This window comes from Mucilaginibacter sp. P1_D10, from assembly GCF_056406215.1.
Genome location: NZ_JBFUAP010000023.1, coordinates 57,409 through 76,525 on the forward strand (window position 1 = coordinate 57,409; position 19,117 = coordinate 76,525).

Consider the following 19,117-nt stretch of genomic DNA (forward strand, 5'->3'; position numbering starts at 1 on the left):
TCGCGCAAAGACGCAAAGGCGCCAAGATTAAAAAAACACTTTGCGTCTTTGCGCCTTTGCGAGAAATTACTCAGGCGATAACAGTATATACCCCATGCGCCACAACCTCGAACAAACCCTCTTAGATAAAATAACCGATACCCCTACCCTTGCGGCCCGTATACAGGCCTGGAAAGCAGAGGGTAAAAAGATAGTATTCACCAACGGCGTGTTCGATCTGCTGCATTTGGGCCATATTACCTATATGGCTAAAGCGGCCGAACTGGGTGATAAACTGGTCATCGGACTTAATGCCGATGCATCGGTAAAGCGGCTTAAAGGCGAGAGCCGCCCCGTTAACGACCAAAGCAACCGCGCCGCATTACTGGCCGCCCTGTTTTTTGTTGACGGCATAGTAATATTTGAAGAAGATACCCCGCGCGACCTCATCGTTACCCTGATGCCCGATATTTTGGTAAAGGGTGCCGATTACACCATCGAAAACATTGCCGGGGCGAAAGAAGTGTTGGCCAATGGCGGCGAGGTGAAGACCATCAGCCTGGTAGAGGGCTACTCGTCCACATCCATCATCAACAAAATACGGGCAAATAGCGTAACCGGGTAATATTGCCAAGATGAAAATACTGGTTATCCGCTTCAGTTCGATGGGTGATATTATTTATACAACGCCTGTTGTTCGCTGCATCAAAAAGCAGGTGCCCAATGCCGAGGTGCATTTCATTACCAAACCAGCTTTTCAGTACATCTACAACAACAACCCTTACCTGGATAAACTGTTGCTGCTGAAGCCCACCCTGGCCGAAACCATTGCTGATATCAAACAGGAAAAGTACGATTACATTATAGATCTGCATAACAATCTACGCACGGCCATCATCAAAATGCGCACGGGCGTTAAATCGTACACCTTCAAAAAATACACCATCCGCAAATGGCTCAGCCTTAAGCTAAACCTTAAGCTGGTGCCCAACACCCATATTGTTGACCGTTATTTAAAAGCCACGGAACCGTTAGGCATCACAAATGATGGCAAACCGATAGACTATTATGTGGGCGAGCACCAATTGGAGGCCCTGCTTCCGGCCAGTCATCAAAACGGTTTCATAGCATTTATTATAGGCGCAACCCATTTTACCAAACGCCTGCCCAACCCAAAAATCATCAGCATTTGCCGGGACATAAACCTGCCTGTAGTACTGCTTGGCGGCAAGGACGTAAAGTCAAACGGGGATGAAGTGGCCACCGCACTGGGCTCGAAAGCCTATAACGCCTGCGGGGTAACATCGCTGGATGAGTCGGTTTTCCTGGTATCAAAAGCCCAAAGCGTAATCGGTTTCGATACCGGCTTAACGCACATCGCCGAAGCTTTCGACAGACCCATCGTATCTATATGGGGGGGCACCGTGCCCGATTTGCTTGGCGTACAACCCTATATGGTAAAGGATGCGTTGGTGGCCGGTACCGATATCGGCTGCCGCCCCTGTTCAAAATTCGGGATGGAGAAATGCCCGCTGGGTCATTTCAAATGCATGGTTGATATGCCCGAGGAACCGATAACCGCCTTTGTAAATAAAAGATAAGATTGCTTCATGGCAATTTCATCTTTTATTATTTAAATTAGCTAAAATTTAAATCCTTACCACATATGAAAAAATTAATCTTTACTGTAGTGCTTGCTTCTGCAGCGTTATTCGCATCTGCGCAAATCCCAAAACTTGGTATTAAAGGCGGCGTAAACTTTGCCAACGTATCTCAATCAAGCGGAAGCTTTTCGTTTTCGCCCGGTTCTTTAACTTCATTTTCGGTAGGCGTATTTGCCGATCTTAAAGCCGGTGCTGTTTCTATCCAGCCCGGCCTGTTTTATACCGGTAAAGGTTACAAATTTGATGAGCAAATAAGCAATACCAGCCAAAAGTTTCAGTTATATTATTTGCAGGTGCCTGTTAATATTGTTTATCATGCCCCCATTGTAGTCGGAAATATTTATTTCGGTGCCGGCCCCTTTGCGGCTATGGGTATTTCCGGTAAAGATAAATCAACCAGCGGCGGCACAACAACCGAAACGGATGTGAACTTTGGAGACGGGGTTGACGATGTAAAAAAGACCGAATTTGGCATACAAGGCATAGCCGGTTTGCAGCTTAAAGGCGGTTTCCTTATCGGCCTAAGCTACGATCTTGGCCTTTCTAATTTATCAAACGATAGCAGCAGCGGTACCATAAAAAGCAAAGTATTCGGCGTTTCGATAGGTTTTACTTTCTGATAAAGAAATTGCCAAAATGGCAAAAGAGGAGCAATTTTTGCTCCTCTTTTTTTTATACTTTTAAAACCGATGAAAAAGCTACTACTGATACGCCATGCCAAAGCCACCCACGAAAGCGGCTACACCGATTTTGAACGCCCCCTTACCGAAAAAGGCATTAAAGGGGCCGAAGCCATGGCTTCACATTTGCAGCAAAAAGGCATCATCCCCCAGCTTTTTGTTACCAGCCCAGCCTTACGCACCCACACTACCGCAAATATTTTTACCGATACGTTGAAGCTGAATCCCGCAACCATTATAAAGGCGATTTATGAGGCGGGCGAACCTACCCTAATGCGCATCATCAATGAGTTACCTGCCGACCAGGATTTCATAGCCCTTGTTGGGCATAACCCCGCCGTAGAACAAATACTCTACACTTTAAGCGGTGCCATAAAAGAAGTGCCGCCGGGCACCGTGGCGCTGATTGAGTTTAATTTGGATAGTTGGGAAGAAATTTATGAGGATTCGGGAAAGCTCACCTATTATGATAACCCAAAGATTTAATTGATGCAATAAGCTTTGCCCGGCAACGAGCGGATGAAGCCTTGCAGCTCCATTTCCAGCAGGGCCATAGCCAATTGGCTTACAGGCATATTGGTTTTGATGCTCAAATCGTCTATAGCCAATGGCGTTTTGTTCTCGCGGATGATATCGTAAATGTTCCTTTCGCCGGGCGATAGGTCGATAGGCAAAACCAGTTGTTCTGGTGCACCTTTCAATTCCCCCTTTTTTTCCCAGCCGAGGCTATAGGCCAAATCGGCAACGCAGGTAAGCAATTGTGCTTTGTTATTGCGTATCAAAAAGTTGCAACCTTCAGAGTACTCATCCCCCAGCCTGCCGGGGAAGGCAAATACATCGCGGTTATAGGTATTGGCAATTTCGGCAGTTATTAATGCGCCGCCTTTTACGCCTGCTTCCACCACTACAGTAGCATCGGCCATGCCGGCAACAATGCGGTTGCGCTGCGGGAAGTTCTCCCTATCGGGATTGGTGCCCGATGGGTATTCGGTAAGCAGGCCGCCATTCTCCAGCATCTTATCGGCAGTAGCGCGGTTTTGCGAAGGGTACATCCTATCGAAGCCGTGCCCCAGTACGCCCACTGTGGGTACTCCCGCCCGCAGGCACTCTTTATGGGCCGCCACATCAATACCCAAAGCCAGGCCGCTGGTAATCATAATATGGTATTCCTGCAGTTCTTCAACCAGCTGCTTGCATAGTTGCTTGCCGTAATCGGTAGCGTTGCGGGTACCTACTATGCTGATGATGCGCGGCACATTGAAGTTGGCGTTGCCCCGCGAGTATAACAACAAAGGTGCGTCGTGGCAGTTCTTCAAGCGCCTTGGGTAGCGTGCATCGGTATAAAAAAGCACGTCGATATTGTTCCTTTCGATGAAATTCAGCTCCGCCTCGGCCCGGCGCAGGGCCTCATCAAAATCGGCCTGGCCCAGCGTTTTTGCGCCAACGCCCCTGGCTTTGCTCAGCGAAGATTTAGATAAGCGGAATATCTGCTCGGCATCGCCAAACTGGCTCATCATTGATCTGGCCAGTACGGGGCCAATCTTTTTAAGAAACGTTAAAGCAAGCTGGTGATGTAACGACATAGTTTTGGGTGCCCTAAAGTAGCAATAATCCTAATATTATTAGCAAAATAGGTGTATTTTTTATTGGTCTGCCATCTTGCACGTCATAGCTGTAAGGAAACTCAGGAATGCACCTAAAAAAATGTGATGAGGTTTAGGCGTTGCAGTCTTTTGTGCTTCGTTAGGCAAGGCAGTAAGTTATTCAAGGCCTGTGGATGTTACTTTTCTTTGGCAGCAAAGAAAAGTAACCAAAAGAAACTGCCGGCTGCGTCCTGTTCTATGGAAGCCAATGCTTTAGCAGTTTCAGTGGTTGCCGAACAGGCCAATGCCGGTTTTTGTGTTCTTCGACGGGTTCGGTGCCACTAGTTGCCGCGTCGTCTTTCCCCACCGCCATTTCTCGCAAAAGACGATACGTTAAAAAAATAAAAAACTACAAAAATAGTTTGCAAACTATAAAAATAGTTTTACCTTAGCCTAACTATAAAAATAGTTTACTATGAAAGTAAAAGAACTCACTAAAGCCGAAGAGCAGATAATGCAGATACTGTGGCAATTGAACGAAGCTATTGTAAAGGATATCATCGAACGCATACCCGAGCCCAAACCCGCTTACAACACGGTATCTACCGTGGTAAGGGTGCTGGAAGGCAAAGGTTTTATAGATCATAAGGCTTACGGCAATTCGCATGTGTATTTCCCGACCGTGAGCGAAGACGATTACAAAAAATTCACCTTCGATAAGCTGATGAAGAACTACTTCAGCGATTCGTACAAAAGCCTGGTATCATTTATTGCCGATGAAAAGGACCTGGGCCTGAAAGAACTGGATGAACTGACCGAACTATTGAACAACCTCAAAAACAAAAAACAATGAACTGGCTGCACTACCTTGTTGAAGCAAATATTTACCTGGGGGTATTTTATTTGTGCTATTGTTTGTTTTTAAATAACGAAACCCATTACCTGTTAAGCCGCGCCTTTTTGCTGTTTAGCTGTGTGGTATCGTTTATACTGCCGGTTACGCAGCTCAGCATACTAAAACCAGTTGAGCAAATAACGCTGCAGCCGGTTGCTTACACTCCACAGGTAGTGAACGGTGCCCCCTTGCCCGAGATAACTATCGAAGAACCCGTTGCGCAAATAACCCTGGGGGATGTATTGTTTTACGCCTACATTATAGGTGCGGTAGTAACTTTAGCGGTATTGGCGTACCGCCTGTATCGCCTGTCGTTACTTACGCGCAAAAGTAAATCGCGCTATGCAGATAAGTATAAGTTGATACAGCTCAAGGGCGATAACACGGCATTTTCATTCTTTAATTACCTGTTCATCGGCACCGAAGTGCCACAGGCGGATACCATTATAGCGCACGAACTGGTACACATGCGTCAAAAGCATTCGGCAGATATCATCTTTTTGGAAGTGCTTAAGGTTTTCAGTTGGTTCAACCCCTTTATATACCTGCTGCAGCGCAGCCTGCGTACCCTGCACGAGTACATTGCCGATGAGCAGACCGCCGCACAAGAGCGCGATGCGCTCACCTATTCGGCCTTTTTACTTAACAACGCCTACGGCATACAGGGCTCGCCCATTGCACATTCTTTTTTCAATTATAATCTCCTAAAAAAGCGAATCATCATGTTAAACCAAAAACGATCAGGCAGCTTAGCAAGGCTAAAGTACCTGGCCGCAGTGCCCCTCTGTGTAGGGATGCTGTGCGCATCAACCCTCGTGTTCAGTAAAAATTATGCGTTCATCGACCTGGCACCTGCTAAACCGGTGCAAGCCGAAATCCGCATAGACGAGCCTGTAACCAAAACCATTAAGTATTTTAAAACGATAGATAAGGTTAGGGATTTCACAACCTACTCCGATAATATTTCATTTACCTACAAGGGGGTTAAAAAGATATTCTTTGCCAAAAGTGTTACCCCTGCCGAACTCAACTATATCCGAAAAACCGTGAATTTTACAGTAGAGGTAATTGATGTGGATAGCCAAACACTGTTGCCGGTTGCAGCAGCGAACGTTACGAAAGCCGATACAAACATGCATAGATTGCTTCCTCCTCCGCCCCCTTACTCGCTAAAAAAACCTTACGAAGCAGTATCCACTTACCTGCATAAAACCATAAAATTCCCTGCGGAAGCATTAAAGGCAAATGAAAACGGCGCTGTTGTGTTTACTTTCGATTTGGATGCTGCGGGTAAAATGACCAATATAGCTGTTATGCAAAGCAAAGGCACGGGTTACGAAGCCATAGCATTAAAAGCCTTGGAAAGCTACCCTTACCCGGTAAAAGACAAACCCGGCAAAAAGATACTGGAGATGAACTTTTGGCTGCCCGATAACCAGGCTACCTATCTTGCCAGCAATAAAACAAGAATGATACCGGGCTTTTTAGGCAATATTATATTTAACAAAGCCGTAAATATTGGCGACATACCTAACTTACCGCCCCCCCCGCCGCCCGCAAAACCCAAAAAAGCGCCGAAAGTGGCATTGAGCGCATCCGGTAAAAAATTGCCGCCGCCACGGCCGATGATAGTGATAGATGAACCCGCTAGTCCGGCCAGCCCGCCTACCATATCGAGAGATAGCTTCGAAATTCCAAAGGTAGTGGCCGACAAGCCTACTAAACGCGTTAAAGCCGTAAAGGTTAGGGCTGCAGTTGCGCCCAAAATTTTCGTAGCGCCGGTTGTGGCAGCAGATGTAAGAAACCTCGATATCACCATAGATTCGCCTGTAGTTGTTACCAATACTAAAATCAGCCTAAAGCCAATGAAGGTAAAACCGGTAACTAAGGTAAATTTGAAGAAAGTGGATGTAAAAACTGCGCCGGTAATTAAGCTGAATCTTAAAATAGATACCGCAGGAACCAAAAAACCGTAATTACCCCTTTACGTAGATAACCTGCTTGGTATCGAAAAAATCCTCCTCAAAATAATCCCTGAGGTAGAATTGCTGAACCGCTAAACCCGATTCGGCAATTTCTTGCGTTAAGTCCCCCCCTTTTAAATAGAGTATCCCGCTGGCCAGTTTGTTGGCGGTAGATTTGCTGAACTTCCCCTTTACCCAAGGGTAAAAATCTTTCAATTGCGTAACCGCGCGCGATACCACAAAATCGAATTTCTCCTTTATTTCCTCGGCCCTGGCATGGGTTCCTCTTACATTCACCAGCCCTAAAGCTGCTGCAACTTCGTTCACTACCTTTATTTTTTTGCCGATGGAATCAACTAAATGGAACCTGGTTTCGGGGAAGAGTATGGCTAAAGGGATGCCGGGAAAGCCGCCGCCGGTACCTACATCCAGCACGGTTTCGCCGGGCATAAAGGGCATTACTTTTGCTATGCCGAGGGAATGCAGCACGTGGCGCTCGTAAAGCAAATCGATATCCTTGCGCGATACTACGTTGATTTGGTTGTTCCAAAAAGTGTATAGTTCCTGCAGGCGGGCAAACTGCTCCTGCTGAACGGGAGTTACATCGGGGAAATACTTCAGGATTAAATCAGATGTCATCCTTACTATGCTTTTTGATGATGTTGCCCAGTAAGAACCGGGCCCTGAATAATTGTGCCTTTACGGTACCCAATGGTAAATCCAACTGCTGGGCAATCTCCTCGTACGATAGCTCGTCGAAATAGCGCAGCGTTATCAGGTTACGGTAACGCAGGGGCAGGCTTTCTATCAACAATTTCAGCTCCTCAGTTTGCTGTTTTTTGATAGAAGTTTCTTCGGGGTTGAGCACATCCGCCTTTATTTGCAGCGGTTTTTCGTCGCCGTCTTCATCCAACATACCGTGGATTGATTGCGTATTCAATTTCTTTTTACGGATAAAATCGATACAGTTGTTGGTAGCCACGCGGAAAAGCCAGGTACTAAAGGCGTACTCGGGCTGGTATTTTTCCAGTTTCTCGAAGGCTTTGGCAAAGGTTTCTACGGTGAGGTCCATCGCATCTTCCTTGTTGTTTACCATCTTCAGCACCATAAAATAGATGGAATCCTTGTAGCGGTGCATCAGGTCGGCATAGGCTTTTTGGTTGCCTTCCCTGGCCTTCACCACCAGGTGAAAATCGTTCTTTGCGTTCTCGGTAAAATTCGCGTTTACTTCCATCGGGTGGTTTTTATAAAGGTACCTATTAATCCAAACACATTTAGGTAAAGGTAGTAAATGACATCAAAAAATGGCAGCGCCCACAGTATGTCGCCAGCATCCAGCTTCTTAAAAATCCTGCTATAAATAACAACCTGAAGTATCAGTCTGAAAGCCACAACTCCGCCGGCCAGCAACGGCTCAAACTTAAATACCAGGCATAGCGCAAACAAAACGTAGAATAAAAAACCGCTTATGGCATCGATGCTAAGCATTTGGCGGTGCCTGTTCTTGTACTCTTTACCCACCCCCATGTGGCGTTTTTTTTGCTTAAACCAGCTACCTAAAGTGGTTTTGGCATCGGTATAAGTAAAGGCATCGGGGTGTATCTCAATTACTGCATTCTCTGCGGTGGCGTTTTGGTTTACAAACAAATCATCGTCGCCACTGAGGATATGCATATGCGATGCGAACCCCTTGGAGCCAAAAAACAAAGTTTTGGTGTACGCCAAATTACGCCCAATGCCCATATAAGCATCGCCACGAAGCGCAGCCGAAAGATAGTTGATGGCGGTTTTAACGGTTTCGAAACGGACGAATGCGTTAAGGAAATTGCGGCTGCGGAAGTATGGCGAATAGCCTAAAACCAGTTGGGTTTGGCCCCCGAAATTGGCCGCCATGCGGGTTATCCAGTGCAGGGTAGCAGGCTTGCAATCGGCATCGGTAAACAGCAAGTGCTCGTTTTTGGCGGCTTTTATGCCCAGGGTAAGCGCGAATTTTTTGCCGGTTTTGTAACGGTCGTGCTCGGTAATGGTAACTATTTTAAGATGCGGAAACTCGCGTTGGATATCTTCCAGCACCACGTCCGAGCTGTCGTACGAGCAATCGTTCACCACTACCACCTCATAATCGGGATAGGTTTGCTGTAAGATATAAGGCAGGTTTGCGGCCAGGTTTTTGGCTTCGTTGCGGGCACTGATGATGACCGAAATAGGGATGCTAACCTCCGGCAAAGCCTGCGAAGGTGTATAAGCATATAGCTTTGTGTGATTACCTACCAGGTAATACAGCTGAATAATAAAACATAACTGAAATAGAACGAATAACGCCTCTTGAATATAAGCTTCCAAACCCCTAAATAAAATGAATGCAAATTTGATAAAAAAGGTTGAAAGGTTGGAATGTTTTAAGGTTTAAAAGTAGGATTGTTAGCAAGTTAATTGCATTGTTGTTAATTTACCTCTTCGAATATTGTCGCTAAGAAGTTACGACGTATTTAACATAGCATTTAGTTAACTTTAAACATTACTCATAGCTTTAATCATACCACTTTATAAAAAGCCTGTTTCCTTTTTTAAGCGTATCCTCGCAAATCTGCTTGACAGCATCAAATAGATAAAAATCTTCCTGACGAACTTCATTTACAATCATAAGCAGTTGTTCATAAAACTCCTGCAATCTATTAACCTGAGAAAAATCCTGTCCCCAATCCAAATCTCTATTGAAAATGCGGGCTAAATTTTCCGGATGTGTTGATTCATTGTAGGGAATCCAACCAATTATGCTGCTAAAATCCGCCTGCCACAATCGTAACTTATAAATTATATTATCAGAAGCATCCTTTTCTATTAAAATAGCTTCCAATTCTCCTTCATAAAGTTCGGAATATAAATCTACTAATTTCATACTAGGTTAGGGGTAAGACAAACGGCCAGGAAATTCCTGGCCGTTAATGGTTATTTATTATCGTGCTTTTTCAGCATCCAATCCGGTATAGAGTGTAGGCGGAGGAATTCTTTGGCACGCTCTGCCTGTTTGATGAAAACAGGGCCATTTTCATGAGTCTTCATGGTATTATCTATAATAGGTTCACCAAATCCAATTATAGTATTTACTTTTTTTAATTCTGGCATAAAGCAATATTCTACTTTTTTTGATGCTCCTCAGGCAATCCTTTCAAGCCATTTTTGCGTATAAACTCTTTAGCTTGCTCATCTTTCTTTATAAAAAAAGGGTCATTACTCCTATCTTTCACTTTATCACTTACAACGCCGTCTTCATAAAAGCCGCCTTGCTTTACCGGATTCTTTAGTGTTGGCATAGTTTGTACTTCTTTTATAATCAAATTTATTCATTTATTTTCTCTTAACCAAAAAGGCTCCCTCAATTGTAAAGTCATCTTCAACATACTCTTACCGTCTTAAAAACACTACCTTAGCGTAAACAACCAATTAGCCGCCAACCTTCATTTATGAATCCGTTTAAAACTGCACTAACGCTACTCTGCCTTTTTGTTATTACTATTGCCAAGGCACAGCAAGAACCCAAAAACAGGGTAATTGTGCTTACCGATATCGAAGCGGATGCCGACGATACGCAGAGCCTTATACGCTTGCTGCTTTATAGTAATGATATTGATATAAAGGGCTTAATTGCAACCACATCAGTCCATCAAAAAGCGTGGATAGTGCCCGAATCCATCCAAAAAATAATTAGTGTATATAATAAGGTATTGCCAAACCTGCGGAAGCACGACCCGGCTTACCCCGATGCGCAAAAATTAAGTATGCTGGTAAAAAAAGGGCAACCCGGCTATGGCTTAAATGCTACGGGCGCCGGGAAAAATTCTGCGGGCTCTGATTGGATAATAAGAGAACTGAAACAAAACGATCCCCGCCCATTATGGATCTCGGTATGGGGCGGCGCCAACACTTTGGCGCAGGCATTATATACGCTTAAAAATTCTAACGACGTGGCAACCATGAAGAAAATGGTTGCCAAACTGCGCGTTTACACCATCTCCGACCAGGACGATAGCGGTATTTGGATCCGGAATAACTTTCCCGAATTGTTCTATATCGTTACCCCCGGCGGATACGGAAAAGCCACCTGGCTGGCCATGAGCAAGGCTGTGGATGGTGCAAATAACGAAACGATTAGCAATAGATGGATAGCCGATAATATCCAACAAGGCAAGGGGCCGCTGGGTGCACTTTATCCCGATGTTGCCTATACAATGGAGGGCGATACTCCCTCATGGCTATCGCTGATACCAAACGGGCTAAACGTGCCAAATCATCCGGAATGGGGTGGATGGGGCGGCCGTTACGAACTTTATAAGCCTAACCTGGCCGACTTTGATGCAAAAGGTTTTACCGGCGGCGTACCGATAGAATCCGAAACAAGGCCCATTTTTACGAATGCTGCGGATAGTTATACACCCGTGCTTTTTAACAATTATGGCCGTGCTGTGCGTAATGATACGGTATCTTTTCATGATAACTGGGCAACCATCTGGCGCTGGCGCGATGATTATCAGAACGATTTTGCGGCCCGGATGGATTGGACAACCAAGCCTTACCGTGGCGCAAACCACCCACCGGTGCCTGCATTAGGGCATTCAACGGCTATTACAGTAACAGCCGGCGAAATTTTTTCGCTCGATGCAAGCGGCACAACCGATCCGGATGGCGATAACCTAAGCTATTTATGGTTTCAGTACGCAGAAACAGGCACGCTAAAAACACCGGTAAAAATCCTCGTGGCAGAAAATTTATATAAAATTTTCCTGTTAGCACCCGAGGTAAAAACAACGGAAACAACCCAATTTATCCTGAAAGTAACAGATAAAGGTAAGCCCGCATTATCAAGGTATAAACGCGTATTCCTGACGATTAAACCACGTTAAGGCTTACGTCGCTTTCACTAATCTTGCTGGATTAATGGAATTACATCAACAGCGCAATATCAAACATTTACTTAATGCTAATAAAATACAAACGGCCGGGAAATCTCCCGGCCATTTGTGTTTTATGTCGACATAGGGCGATTCCGATATAATTTATTTAAATGTTTAAGAAATTTAATTTATTTGCAGCTTTCATGCATTTAAATCCTTTTCACCAATAATGGAAACACAGGCTAATATTAGTTTGCCGTTTTCCAAAGCATTTATAACTGTCTAATTTTACTTTTTTATCTCAATAGGAAAAGTGACATTGGCAAGCCGCTTCTTAGCTTTTTCAAGCTTTTCAATAAAAAATGGATCATTATCATGGCTACTCTCACCGATGATTGCCACTGGTTTACCAAATCCTTTTTGGTAAGGCATTTTTTTCGTTTCTGGCATAACTTTAACTTTACTCTATCAAATTTACTATTTTTCTTTCCTTTTCACAAGAAATGCCTCATAGTTAACATTCAATTGGAAATGTTCCAACACATCCTCTCGAAACCCGTACACTTCAAAATTAGGCTTAATTTCGTTTAACATGCGTCCTATACTCATTTGATATAGCCTGGTTTTCGCAGGCGTATTACCTTCGGCATAGATGTAATGGTTACCATAATGGTCGCAAAATTCATTGATTGTGGTGGCAACTGTTGCCAAAATCCTATCTCTATCTTTATTATCTGTTATTGCCAAATCGTCGATCATACCGGTCAATGGGTCTTCATCGCCGAAACCCAAATTATAGACAGTAGGATTATCCCGAACTTTAACAAATTTAACAATCTTCTTTATCGATCCTCTCGGACCTTCACTGTAAAAAGTGTACTCTTGAGCGTCGTTTGTTGCGTAGTAAGGATATCGTTCTAAATTCATTAATTGATAATGTTGTAGGTTGATTCCTCAAATTTAATGATAAAACACAAATAGATTGCTGATGCAATGAGTTTCGGAACGATTTTGCGGCATGGATAGATTGGACAATTACGCCTTACGTGAAAGCAAACCGCTCAAATCATACTGAAAGTAGCAGACAAAGGTAAGCCTGCATTATCAAGGTACAAACGCGTATTCCTGACGATTAAACCACGCTAAGCCCTACCTCGCTTTCAACCTAAATCACTAATTTTGCGGGATTAATGGAATTTACTTTAACAGCTCAAGATCCCCTATCCAAAGCCCGCGCGGGCGAACTGACAACCGACCATGGCGTGATACAAACGCCCATTTTTATGCCGGTTGGTACCGCGGGCACGGTAAAAGCCGTGCACCAGCGCGAACTTAAGAATGATATTAAGGCCCAGATTATATTAGGAAACACCTACCATTTATACCTGCGCCCGGGCCTGGATATTATAGAGGGCGCCGGAGGATTGCATAAATTCAACGGCTGGGATGGCCCTATTTTAACCGATAGTGGCGGCTACCAGGTGTATTCGCTTACGGATGTTCGCAAAATAAAGGAGGAAGGCGTTACTTTCCGCTCGCATGTGGATGGCTCTAAACACCTGTTTACACCCGAAAATGTGATGGATATACAGCGCGTAATTGGTGCCGATATCATCATGGCTTTCGACGAATGCACCCCCTATCCCTGCGATTATAACTACGCAAAACGCTCCATTGAAATGACGCATCGCTGGCTTAAACGCTGCTGCTACAGGTTCGATAATACCCAGCCTAAGTACGGTTATAACCAAACTTTGTTCCCAATTGTGCAGGGTTCTGTTTATAAGGATTTGCGTGTGCGGTCGGCCGAAGTGATTGCTTCTTTCGGGCGCGAAGGCAACGCCATAGGCGGTTTATCAGTTGGCGAACCGGCCGAAGAGATGTACGCTATGACGGAAATTGTGTGCGATATATTGCCGCAAAACAAGCCGCGATACCTGATGGGCGTGGGTACGCCCGTGAATATTTTAGAGAATATCGCCCTCGGGATTGACATGTTCGACTGCGTTATGCCAACCCGAAATGCCCGCAATGGCATGCTTTTTACCAAAGATGGCATCCTGAATATGCGCAATAAAAAATGGGAAAACGACTTCTCGCCCATAGAAGCCGATAGCGATTTGTACGCCGACACGCAATATACCAAGGCCTATTTAAGGCACCTTATACACTCGGGCGAGATGCTGGGCGCGCAGATAGCCACCCTGCACAACCTGCATTTTTACCTGTGGCTGGTAACCGAGGCGCGCAATAAAATCATCAGCGGGGAGTTTTACCACTGGAAGAAAATTATGGTGAGCCGCTTAGGCCAACGCTTGTAAATGAGGAAGTTTTTAGACCGGTACTTAAAAACCATCGATTGGTATATCATCAAGAAATACCTGGGTACATTTATATTCACCCTGGGCATTTTTATGGCTATTTCCATCGTGTTCGATGTATCAGAACACCTGGATAATTTCCTGGGAAAAAACGCCACTTTAAACGATATTATCTTTAAATACTACGCCGGTTTCGTGCCGTTTTATATGATGATGCTATCGCCGCTCATCAATTTCTTGGCGGTTATTTTCTTTACGGCCAAGATGGCCAATCAAACGGAGATAGTCCCCATCCTCACAAGCAAGGCTAGTTTCTATCGTTTCATGAGGCCCTATATGGTGTCGGCAACGGTTATATTTACCGTATCTATACTGGCCAATATCTTCGTAATCCCATTCACCAACAAGCTTAAAGTAGACTTCGAAAGTAAATATTTCTTCATCGGAGATGACCCTACCAAGAGCGAAGTACACATCCAGCTGGACAAAAACACCTTCGTTTTCCTGCAATCGTACGACCCCCAGGTGCACATCGGTTACCAGTTTATGCTGGAAAAATTTGATGGCGACGAGCTGAAAATGCGGCTCACAGCACCCAGCATACAGTTCGATACCGTGAAAACCAAGTGGCGTATCATCAGCCCATCTATACGTTATGTAAACGGTTTAAAGGAAAAATTCATCTCTAACGGGTCGCCTATCGATACCGTTTTAGACATGCGCCCAATCGATTTTGAGGTGCACGATAACGTAAACAGCAACGTGTATGGAGGCATGAGTTTGAAGGTTTTGAACACGCTTATAGAGAAAGAAAAGCTGCGCGGCACGGGTGCTTTAATTGACATGCAGTTTGAAAAATACCGCCGCTTTGTAGAGCCGTTCTCCTCTTTCGTGCTGTGTGTAATTGCGGTTGCCATCTCCTCACGCAAGGTGCGTGGCGGCGTGGGGTTACCCCTCGGGATAGGCATTTTCATCTGTTTCGTGTACATCGTAGTGAACCGGTTCGCGTTGGTTTTCGCCGTCAAAGGCGGCTTCGAACCCTTGATCGCAGTGCTGATTCCTAACATAGTTTTTGGTATATTGGGCATAGTATTGATACTGAAAGCGCCCAAATAAATGCCCGAAAAAACCGCCAACCCAACCTTAAATAAGAACCTCGTCATCCTCCATTTTACGGTTTTCGTATGGGGATTTACCGGCATCCTTGGCCAGTTAATCACCATATCTGCCGTAAATTTGGTGTGGTACAGGGTTGGAATTGCCGCGATTTCCTTGTTTTTTTTCCTTATTTTTCAAAGAAAAACACCGAAAATCCTCCGAAAAACACTGGTAAAAATGGCCTTTACAGGGGCTTTAGTGGGTGGCCATTGGATACTTTTCTTCGCTTCCATCAAACTTTCTACTGTTCCGGTGACGTTGGTTTGCCTCTCTTCCATCACACTTTTCACCGCCATTTTCGAGCCGCTCATCAACAAAACGCGCGTCTCCAAAATGGAAATCGTAGCCGGGTTTTTAATTATCATCGGCATTATTTTGATTTTTAAATTCGAAACACAATACACTAAGGGCATCATAGCAGGGCTCGCCAGCGCCGTGTTGGCCGCCCTTTTTGCTATCATCAATTCGCGTTTCGTAAAGACTTACGAGGCTCCCGTTATAGCATTTTACGAGCTTTCAGGGGCCTTCGTATGGATAAGTATTTACCTGCTGGCAACCGGCGGTTTCGCTAATTTCAGTATCCCGAAACTATCTGATATCGGGTACCTGGTGCTGCTGGGCACGGTGTGCACCTCGCTGGCTTACGTGGCGGGGGTATCGGTAATGCGTGAGCTTTCGGCGTTCCGCGTAGCGCTCATCACAAACCTGGAGCCTGTTTACGGCATCATCATGGCCTTCCTTTTCCTGGGCGACAGGAACCGGGTAACCCCCGGTTTTTGGATCGGCGCGGTCATCATCCTATCCACTATCTTCCTTTATCCCGTAGCCCAAAAGCAGATTGCCAGGCGCAGGAACAAGTAATCCTCGAGCTAATATTTCCTCCTGCTTTTCATTAAAACACCTTCCTTACCCCATAGGGTAGGGGCTAAGTGCGCCTCCAATAAGAAGCCGTTTTTAGCCCCTCTGAGGCATCCAAATTTCCCGACGGGGAATAGCTCGTCAAGGCTCGGCTAATTTCTACACGCGCAAAATCCAATTTTTTGATAGTGTATTGAAGCAAATATTCACCAAAACAGCTTTATGAGTGGCATTCAGCCAAATTATAAGTCTTAAAATTGGATTATATTTTAAAACATAGCATTTATCTAAATAAATATTATACTTAAAATCAAATTGTTATAAGCTTCATATCATGTTATAATTGAGATAAAACAAGACTCTAAAATTTTAACATACTAAAAAAAATAGCACGCATTGACAGCAACATCAAAATATGAATTCATTGTTATAAAAATGACCTACTTACAATACCTTATATAACTAAAAAATTCAAGCGTCTATTTTGACGGCCGCCATTTAAGTAAGTGTACCGGATGCAAAATAGAGAGTAAATTAGAAATCGCAGGAGTACTGCCCAGGCATACTGAATTGATTTTCCGGGCAGAAAATCGACCTTTAAAATCGGTAGTAATCGTGTCCTATTTTTAAAGAACTCGGCTCCTAGGAAATCTCACGGGAAACAATGGAAGCCTCACCACGCAATGGACGAGGCAAAAATCAGGCGAGGTTAAGGGGTAAGATTTTCGCGTGCGGGCGAGGCGAAAAAAAAGGCAGCAATAAGACCCAAGATTTTGGCCTTGCCTCAACCCTCCTTATCAAACGGGTTTCGGCCCTATAGAAAACCGATTTTAAAACCGGTCAAAAAAATCGCATCTTGTGGTAACCATAAACAACTTTAAGCCATGAGAATAAAAACCATCGTAGTGCTCATCATCGCAATTTTGCTCACCATCGTTTTTATGCAAAACCTGGATAAGGTACAGTTCACGGTTTTGTTCTCTACCATGTACGTTTCTAAAATCACGATGATGCTGATTGTCGGCGTAGCCACTTTTATTTTAGGCTACCTGGTTGGCCGCCCCGGCCGCAGTAAATACAACCACGCCGGCTACGATGAAGACGAGGAAGAAAAACCAAAACCCCGTACACTAAGCGACGAGGATAGGGATTATATCGATTGAAGTTTACAGCAAAAACACCTCATTTTACCCGAGAAAATCGGAGAAAAATCGGTGCTTTTCTTTGGTTTTCTTTGAAGCGCTTCGGAAGCCTAAACGTCGTAAAAAACCTGGTTGTCGGCCTCCATCCCGCTAAGGTCTGGCAGGGTATCGAATATCCCGAAAACGGAGGCTCCGCTCCCGCTCATACTGGCGTACAGCGCACCGTGTTCGTACAGCTCTGCTTTTACGCCACGGATAACGGGGTTGTCGCGGAAGATATGACCCTCAAAATCGTTCTTAATATGGCGTTTCCAATTCGCTATGGGCGTTTTTATCAGCTCGTATAACGATTCTTTCACAGGGGCCGGTTTTACGCCCCTGTAGGCCTCAGCAGTGGAGACATGGGCATCTGGCATCACCAAAACAATTTTGTACGCCGAGAGGTCTAATTTCACCGTCTCAAACTCATCTCCTTTGTCGAATGCGAAAACCGGCTTGCTTTCTATGAAGAACGCACAATCGGCACCCAGCACACGGGCATAATCCATCATCGCATCGGCCGACAAACCCAGGCCGAATTTCTCGTTCATCAGCTTAATAAAAAACGCCGCATCGCTGGAGCCGCCGCCCAGCCCCGCGCCTATCGGGATATTTTTGTGGAGGTGGATTTTTACCGGCGGCAATTTCGGGAAATCCTTCTTCAGCAAATGGTAGCCTTTGACGCAAAGGTTGTCGTTAAGGTCGCCCGGGATATCCAACCCGGAATAGTCGAAGCTCAGCTCGTCCGCCTCTATCACTTCCAGCACGTCGTTTATTTTGATGGGGTAAAAAACGGTCTCCAGGTTGTGGTAGCCATCGGGCCGGCGTTCGGTGATATTGAGGCCTATGTTTATCTTTGCGTTCGGAAATACGATCATTTAGAATTTGATTAACAACCGGTGTATTTTTGCACATCGGTAGGATACCAAAATTAGATTATTTTTCTTTGTGTTTTTAAAAGTTCATTGGTTCACTGGTTCATTAGTTCATTGGTACTACCGGCCAAACTATCCGCCAGGCAACCGCTCACCCGATTCAAGCAACCGACATGAAACAATACCTCGACCTGATGCAGCACGTGATGGATACCGGCGCGCAAAAGCACGACCGCACCGGCACCGGCACCCTCAGCGTATTTGGCTACCAGATGCGTTTTAACCTGCAGGATGGCTTCCCGATGGTGACCACCAAAAAGCTCCACCTCAAATCCATCATCCACGAGCTGATTTGGTTTTTAACCGGCGATACCAACATCCAGTATCTAAAAGATAACGGTGTGCGCATTTGGGACGAATGGGCCGATGCCGATGGCAACCTCGGTCCGGTGTATGGCTACCAATGGCGTAGCTGGCCCACGCCCGATGGCGGCCACATAGACCAGATTGCCCAGGTGGTAAATACGCTCAGGAACAATCCCGATTCGCGCCGCATTATGGTATCGGCCTGGAACGTTGCGGATGTTAACCAGATGGCACTCCCACCCTGCCATAGCCTGTTCCAGTTTTACGTGCAGCCCGCAGATGCCGCCAAAGGCGAAACAAAAGGAAAACTCTCTTGCCAGCTTTACCAGCGCAGTGCCGATATATTTTTAGGCGTGCCTTTCAACATTGCCTCCTACGCGCTGCTTACGATGATGATGGCCCAGGTATGCGACCTCGACTATGGCGACTTCATTCACACCTTTGGCGATGCCCACATCTACAACAACCACCTGGAGCAAGCCCGCCTGCAATTAAGCCGCGAGCCGAAGCCATTGCCGACGATGAAGATCAACCCGGAGGTGAAAGWTATTTTTGGCTTTAAGTTTGCGGATTTCACTTTGGAGAATTATGAGCCGCATCCTCATATCAAGGGCGTAGTGGCGGTGTAATCATTGGGTCATTGGGTCATTGGGTCATTGGGTCATTGGGTCATTGGGTCATTGGGTCATTGGGTCATTGGG

22 protein-coding genes are annotated in these 19,117 nt (G+C 45.3%); 13 read left to right on the forward strand and 9 right to left on the reverse strand.

From position 1 onward, the window contains the following. Positions 1-94: 94 nt before the first annotated feature. The 4 genes from rfaE2 to AC1DYT_RS25135 all read left to right on the forward strand — a co-directional run bounded on the left by rfaE2 (position 95) and on the right by AC1DYT_RS25135 (position 2,809). Entirely contained in the window at positions 95-604 is a 510-nt protein-coding gene (rfaE2, locus tag AC1DYT_RS25120) for a D-glycero-beta-D-manno-heptose 1-phosphate adenylyltransferase (RefSeq protein ID WP_477472242.1), read from the forward strand. A gap of 10 nt (positions 605-614) precedes the next feature. After that, complete coding sequence (locus tag AC1DYT_RS25125) at positions 615-1,580, forward strand: glycosyltransferase family 9 protein (RefSeq protein WP_477472243.1); 966 nt, start codon at positions 615-617, stop codon at positions 1,578-1,580. A 65-nt stretch (positions 1,581-1,645) separates the two neighbouring features. Then, positions 1,646-2,263, forward strand: a complete 618-nt coding sequence (locus AC1DYT_RS25130; RefSeq protein ID WP_477472244.1) for an outer membrane beta-barrel protein — start codon at positions 1,646-1,648, stop codon at positions 2,261-2,263. A 69-nt stretch (positions 2,264-2,332) separates the two neighbouring features. Next, the gene (locus tag AC1DYT_RS25135; protein ID WP_477472245.1) at positions 2,333-2,809 is read left to right on the forward strand and encodes a SixA phosphatase family protein; all 477 of its coding nucleotides are present in this window, start codon (positions 2,333-2,335) and stop codon (positions 2,807-2,809) included. Here the strand turns inward: AC1DYT_RS25135 and dprA are convergent. Continuing rightward, positions 2,806-3,906 (reverse strand): DNA-processing protein DprA, encoded by a 1,101-nt coding sequence (gene dprA / locus AC1DYT_RS25140; protein ID WP_477472246.1) that lies wholly within the window; start codon positions 3,904-3,906, stop codon positions 2,806-2,808. The genes AC1DYT_RS25135 and dprA overlap by 4 nt on opposite strands. Positions 3,907-4,381: 475 nt before the next feature. Here dprA and AC1DYT_RS25145 point away from each other — a divergent pair, with 475 nt between their 5' ends. Together AC1DYT_RS25145 and AC1DYT_RS25150 are read left to right on the forward strand one after the other, a co-directional pair. Beyond that, positions 4,382-4,759 (forward strand): BlaI/MecI/CopY family transcriptional regulator, encoded by a 378-nt coding sequence (locus tag AC1DYT_RS25145; protein ID WP_477459288.1) that lies wholly within the window; start codon positions 4,382-4,384, stop codon positions 4,757-4,759. After that, on the forward strand, positions 4,756-6,777 hold the full coding sequence (locus AC1DYT_RS25150) for a M56 family metallopeptidase (RefSeq protein WP_477472247.1): 2,022 nt from the start codon (positions 4,756-4,758) through the stop codon (positions 6,775-6,777). The genes AC1DYT_RS25145 and AC1DYT_RS25150 overlap by 4 nt, the downstream gene beginning before the upstream one ends. On the opposite strand, the gene rsmG is transcribed toward AC1DYT_RS25150, so the two are convergent. The 5 genes from rsmG to AC1DYT_RS25175 form a co-directional block, all read right to left on the reverse strand. Further along, a complete protein-coding gene (gene rsmG / locus AC1DYT_RS25155; protein WP_477472248.1) occupies positions 6,778-7,404 on the reverse strand; it encodes a 16S rRNA (guanine(527)-N(7))-methyltransferase RsmG in 627 nt (208 codons plus the stop codon). Next, positions 7,394-7,999: an RNA polymerase sigma factor gene (locus tag AC1DYT_RS25160; RefSeq protein WP_477459291.1), complete on the reverse strand. Its 606-nt coding sequence runs from the start codon at positions 7,997-7,999 to the stop codon at positions 7,394-7,396. The genes rsmG and AC1DYT_RS25160 overlap by 11 nt, the downstream gene beginning before the upstream one ends. Beyond that, positions 7,990-8,991: a glycosyltransferase gene (locus AC1DYT_RS25165; RefSeq protein ID WP_477472249.1), complete on the reverse strand. Its 1,002-nt coding sequence runs from the start codon at positions 8,989-8,991 to the stop codon at positions 7,990-7,992. The genes AC1DYT_RS25160 and AC1DYT_RS25165 overlap by 10 nt, the downstream gene beginning before the upstream one ends. Before the next feature lie 304 nt (positions 8,992-9,295). Beyond that, positions 9,296-9,664: a hypothetical protein gene (locus AC1DYT_RS25170; RefSeq protein WP_477472250.1), complete on the reverse strand. Its 369-nt coding sequence runs from the start codon at positions 9,662-9,664 to the stop codon at positions 9,296-9,298. A 238-nt stretch (positions 9,665-9,902) separates the two neighbouring features. Beyond that, complete coding sequence (locus AC1DYT_RS25175; protein ID WP_477472251.1) at positions 9,903-10,103, reverse strand: hypothetical protein; 201 nt, start codon at positions 10,101-10,103, stop codon at positions 9,903-9,905. A gap of 126 nt (positions 10,104-10,229) precedes the next feature. Between AC1DYT_RS25175 and AC1DYT_RS25180 the strand changes: the two genes are divergently transcribed. After that, positions 10,230-11,666: a DUF1593 domain-containing protein gene (locus AC1DYT_RS25180; protein ID WP_477472252.1), complete on the forward strand. Its 1,437-nt coding sequence runs from the start codon at positions 10,230-10,232 to the stop codon at positions 11,664-11,666. A 279-nt stretch (positions 11,667-11,945) separates the two neighbouring features. On the opposite strand, the gene AC1DYT_RS25185 is transcribed toward AC1DYT_RS25180, so the two are convergent. Beyond that, positions 11,946-12,107: a hypothetical protein gene (locus tag AC1DYT_RS25185; protein WP_477472253.1), complete on the reverse strand. Its 162-nt coding sequence runs from the start codon at positions 12,105-12,107 to the stop codon at positions 11,946-11,948. 27 nt (positions 12,108-12,134) lie between these two features. After that, positions 12,135-12,584, reverse strand: a complete 450-nt coding sequence (locus tag AC1DYT_RS25190) for a DUF6934 family protein (RefSeq protein WP_477472254.1) — start codon at positions 12,582-12,584, stop codon at positions 12,135-12,137. 138 nt (positions 12,585-12,722) lie between these two features. Here AC1DYT_RS25190 and AC1DYT_RS25195 point away from each other — a divergent pair, with 138 nt between their 5' ends. The 5 genes from AC1DYT_RS25195 (at position 12,723) to AC1DYT_RS25215 (ending at position 17,157) form a co-directional block, all read left to right on the forward strand. Then, positions 12,723-12,803: a hypothetical protein gene (locus AC1DYT_RS25195; RefSeq protein WP_477472262.1), complete on the forward strand. Its 81-nt coding sequence runs from the start codon at positions 12,723-12,725 to the stop codon at positions 12,801-12,803. Between the two features lie 44 nt (positions 12,804-12,847). Continuing rightward, positions 12,848-13,978, forward strand: coding sequence for a tRNA guanosine(34) transglycosylase Tgt (gene tgt / locus AC1DYT_RS25200; RefSeq protein WP_477472255.1), 1,131 nt, complete (start codon positions 12,848-12,850; stop codon positions 13,976-13,978). Next, positions 13,979-15,094 carry an LptF/LptG family permease gene (locus AC1DYT_RS25205; RefSeq protein ID WP_477472256.1) on the forward strand — a complete coding sequence of 372 codons (1,116 nt, stop codon included), beginning with the start codon at positions 13,979-13,981 and terminating at the stop codon, positions 15,092-15,094. Next, positions 15,095-15,997, forward strand: coding sequence for a DMT family transporter (locus AC1DYT_RS25210; RefSeq protein ID WP_477472257.1), 903 nt, complete (start codon positions 15,095-15,097; stop codon positions 15,995-15,997). It abuts the gene before it with no gap. 881 nt (positions 15,998-16,878) lie between these two features. After that, positions 16,879-17,157, forward strand: a complete 279-nt coding sequence (locus AC1DYT_RS25215; RefSeq protein WP_477472258.1) for a LapA family protein — start codon at positions 16,879-16,881, stop codon at positions 17,155-17,157. Between the two features lie 89 nt (positions 17,158-17,246). On the opposite strand, the gene ispE is transcribed toward AC1DYT_RS25215, so the two are convergent. Continuing rightward, positions 17,247-18,053, reverse strand: coding sequence for a 4-(cytidine 5'-diphospho)-2-C-methyl-D-erythritol kinase (gene ispE / locus AC1DYT_RS25220; RefSeq protein ID WP_477472259.1), 807 nt, complete (start codon positions 18,051-18,053; stop codon positions 17,247-17,249). Between the two features lie 170 nt (positions 18,054-18,223). On the opposite strand from ispE, the gene AC1DYT_RS25225 reads away from it, so the two are divergent. Continuing rightward, entirely contained in the window at positions 18,224-19,045 is an 822-nt protein-coding gene (locus AC1DYT_RS25225) for a thymidylate synthase (RefSeq protein ID WP_477472260.1), read from the forward strand. Positions 19,046-19,117: the final 72 nt, after the last annotated feature.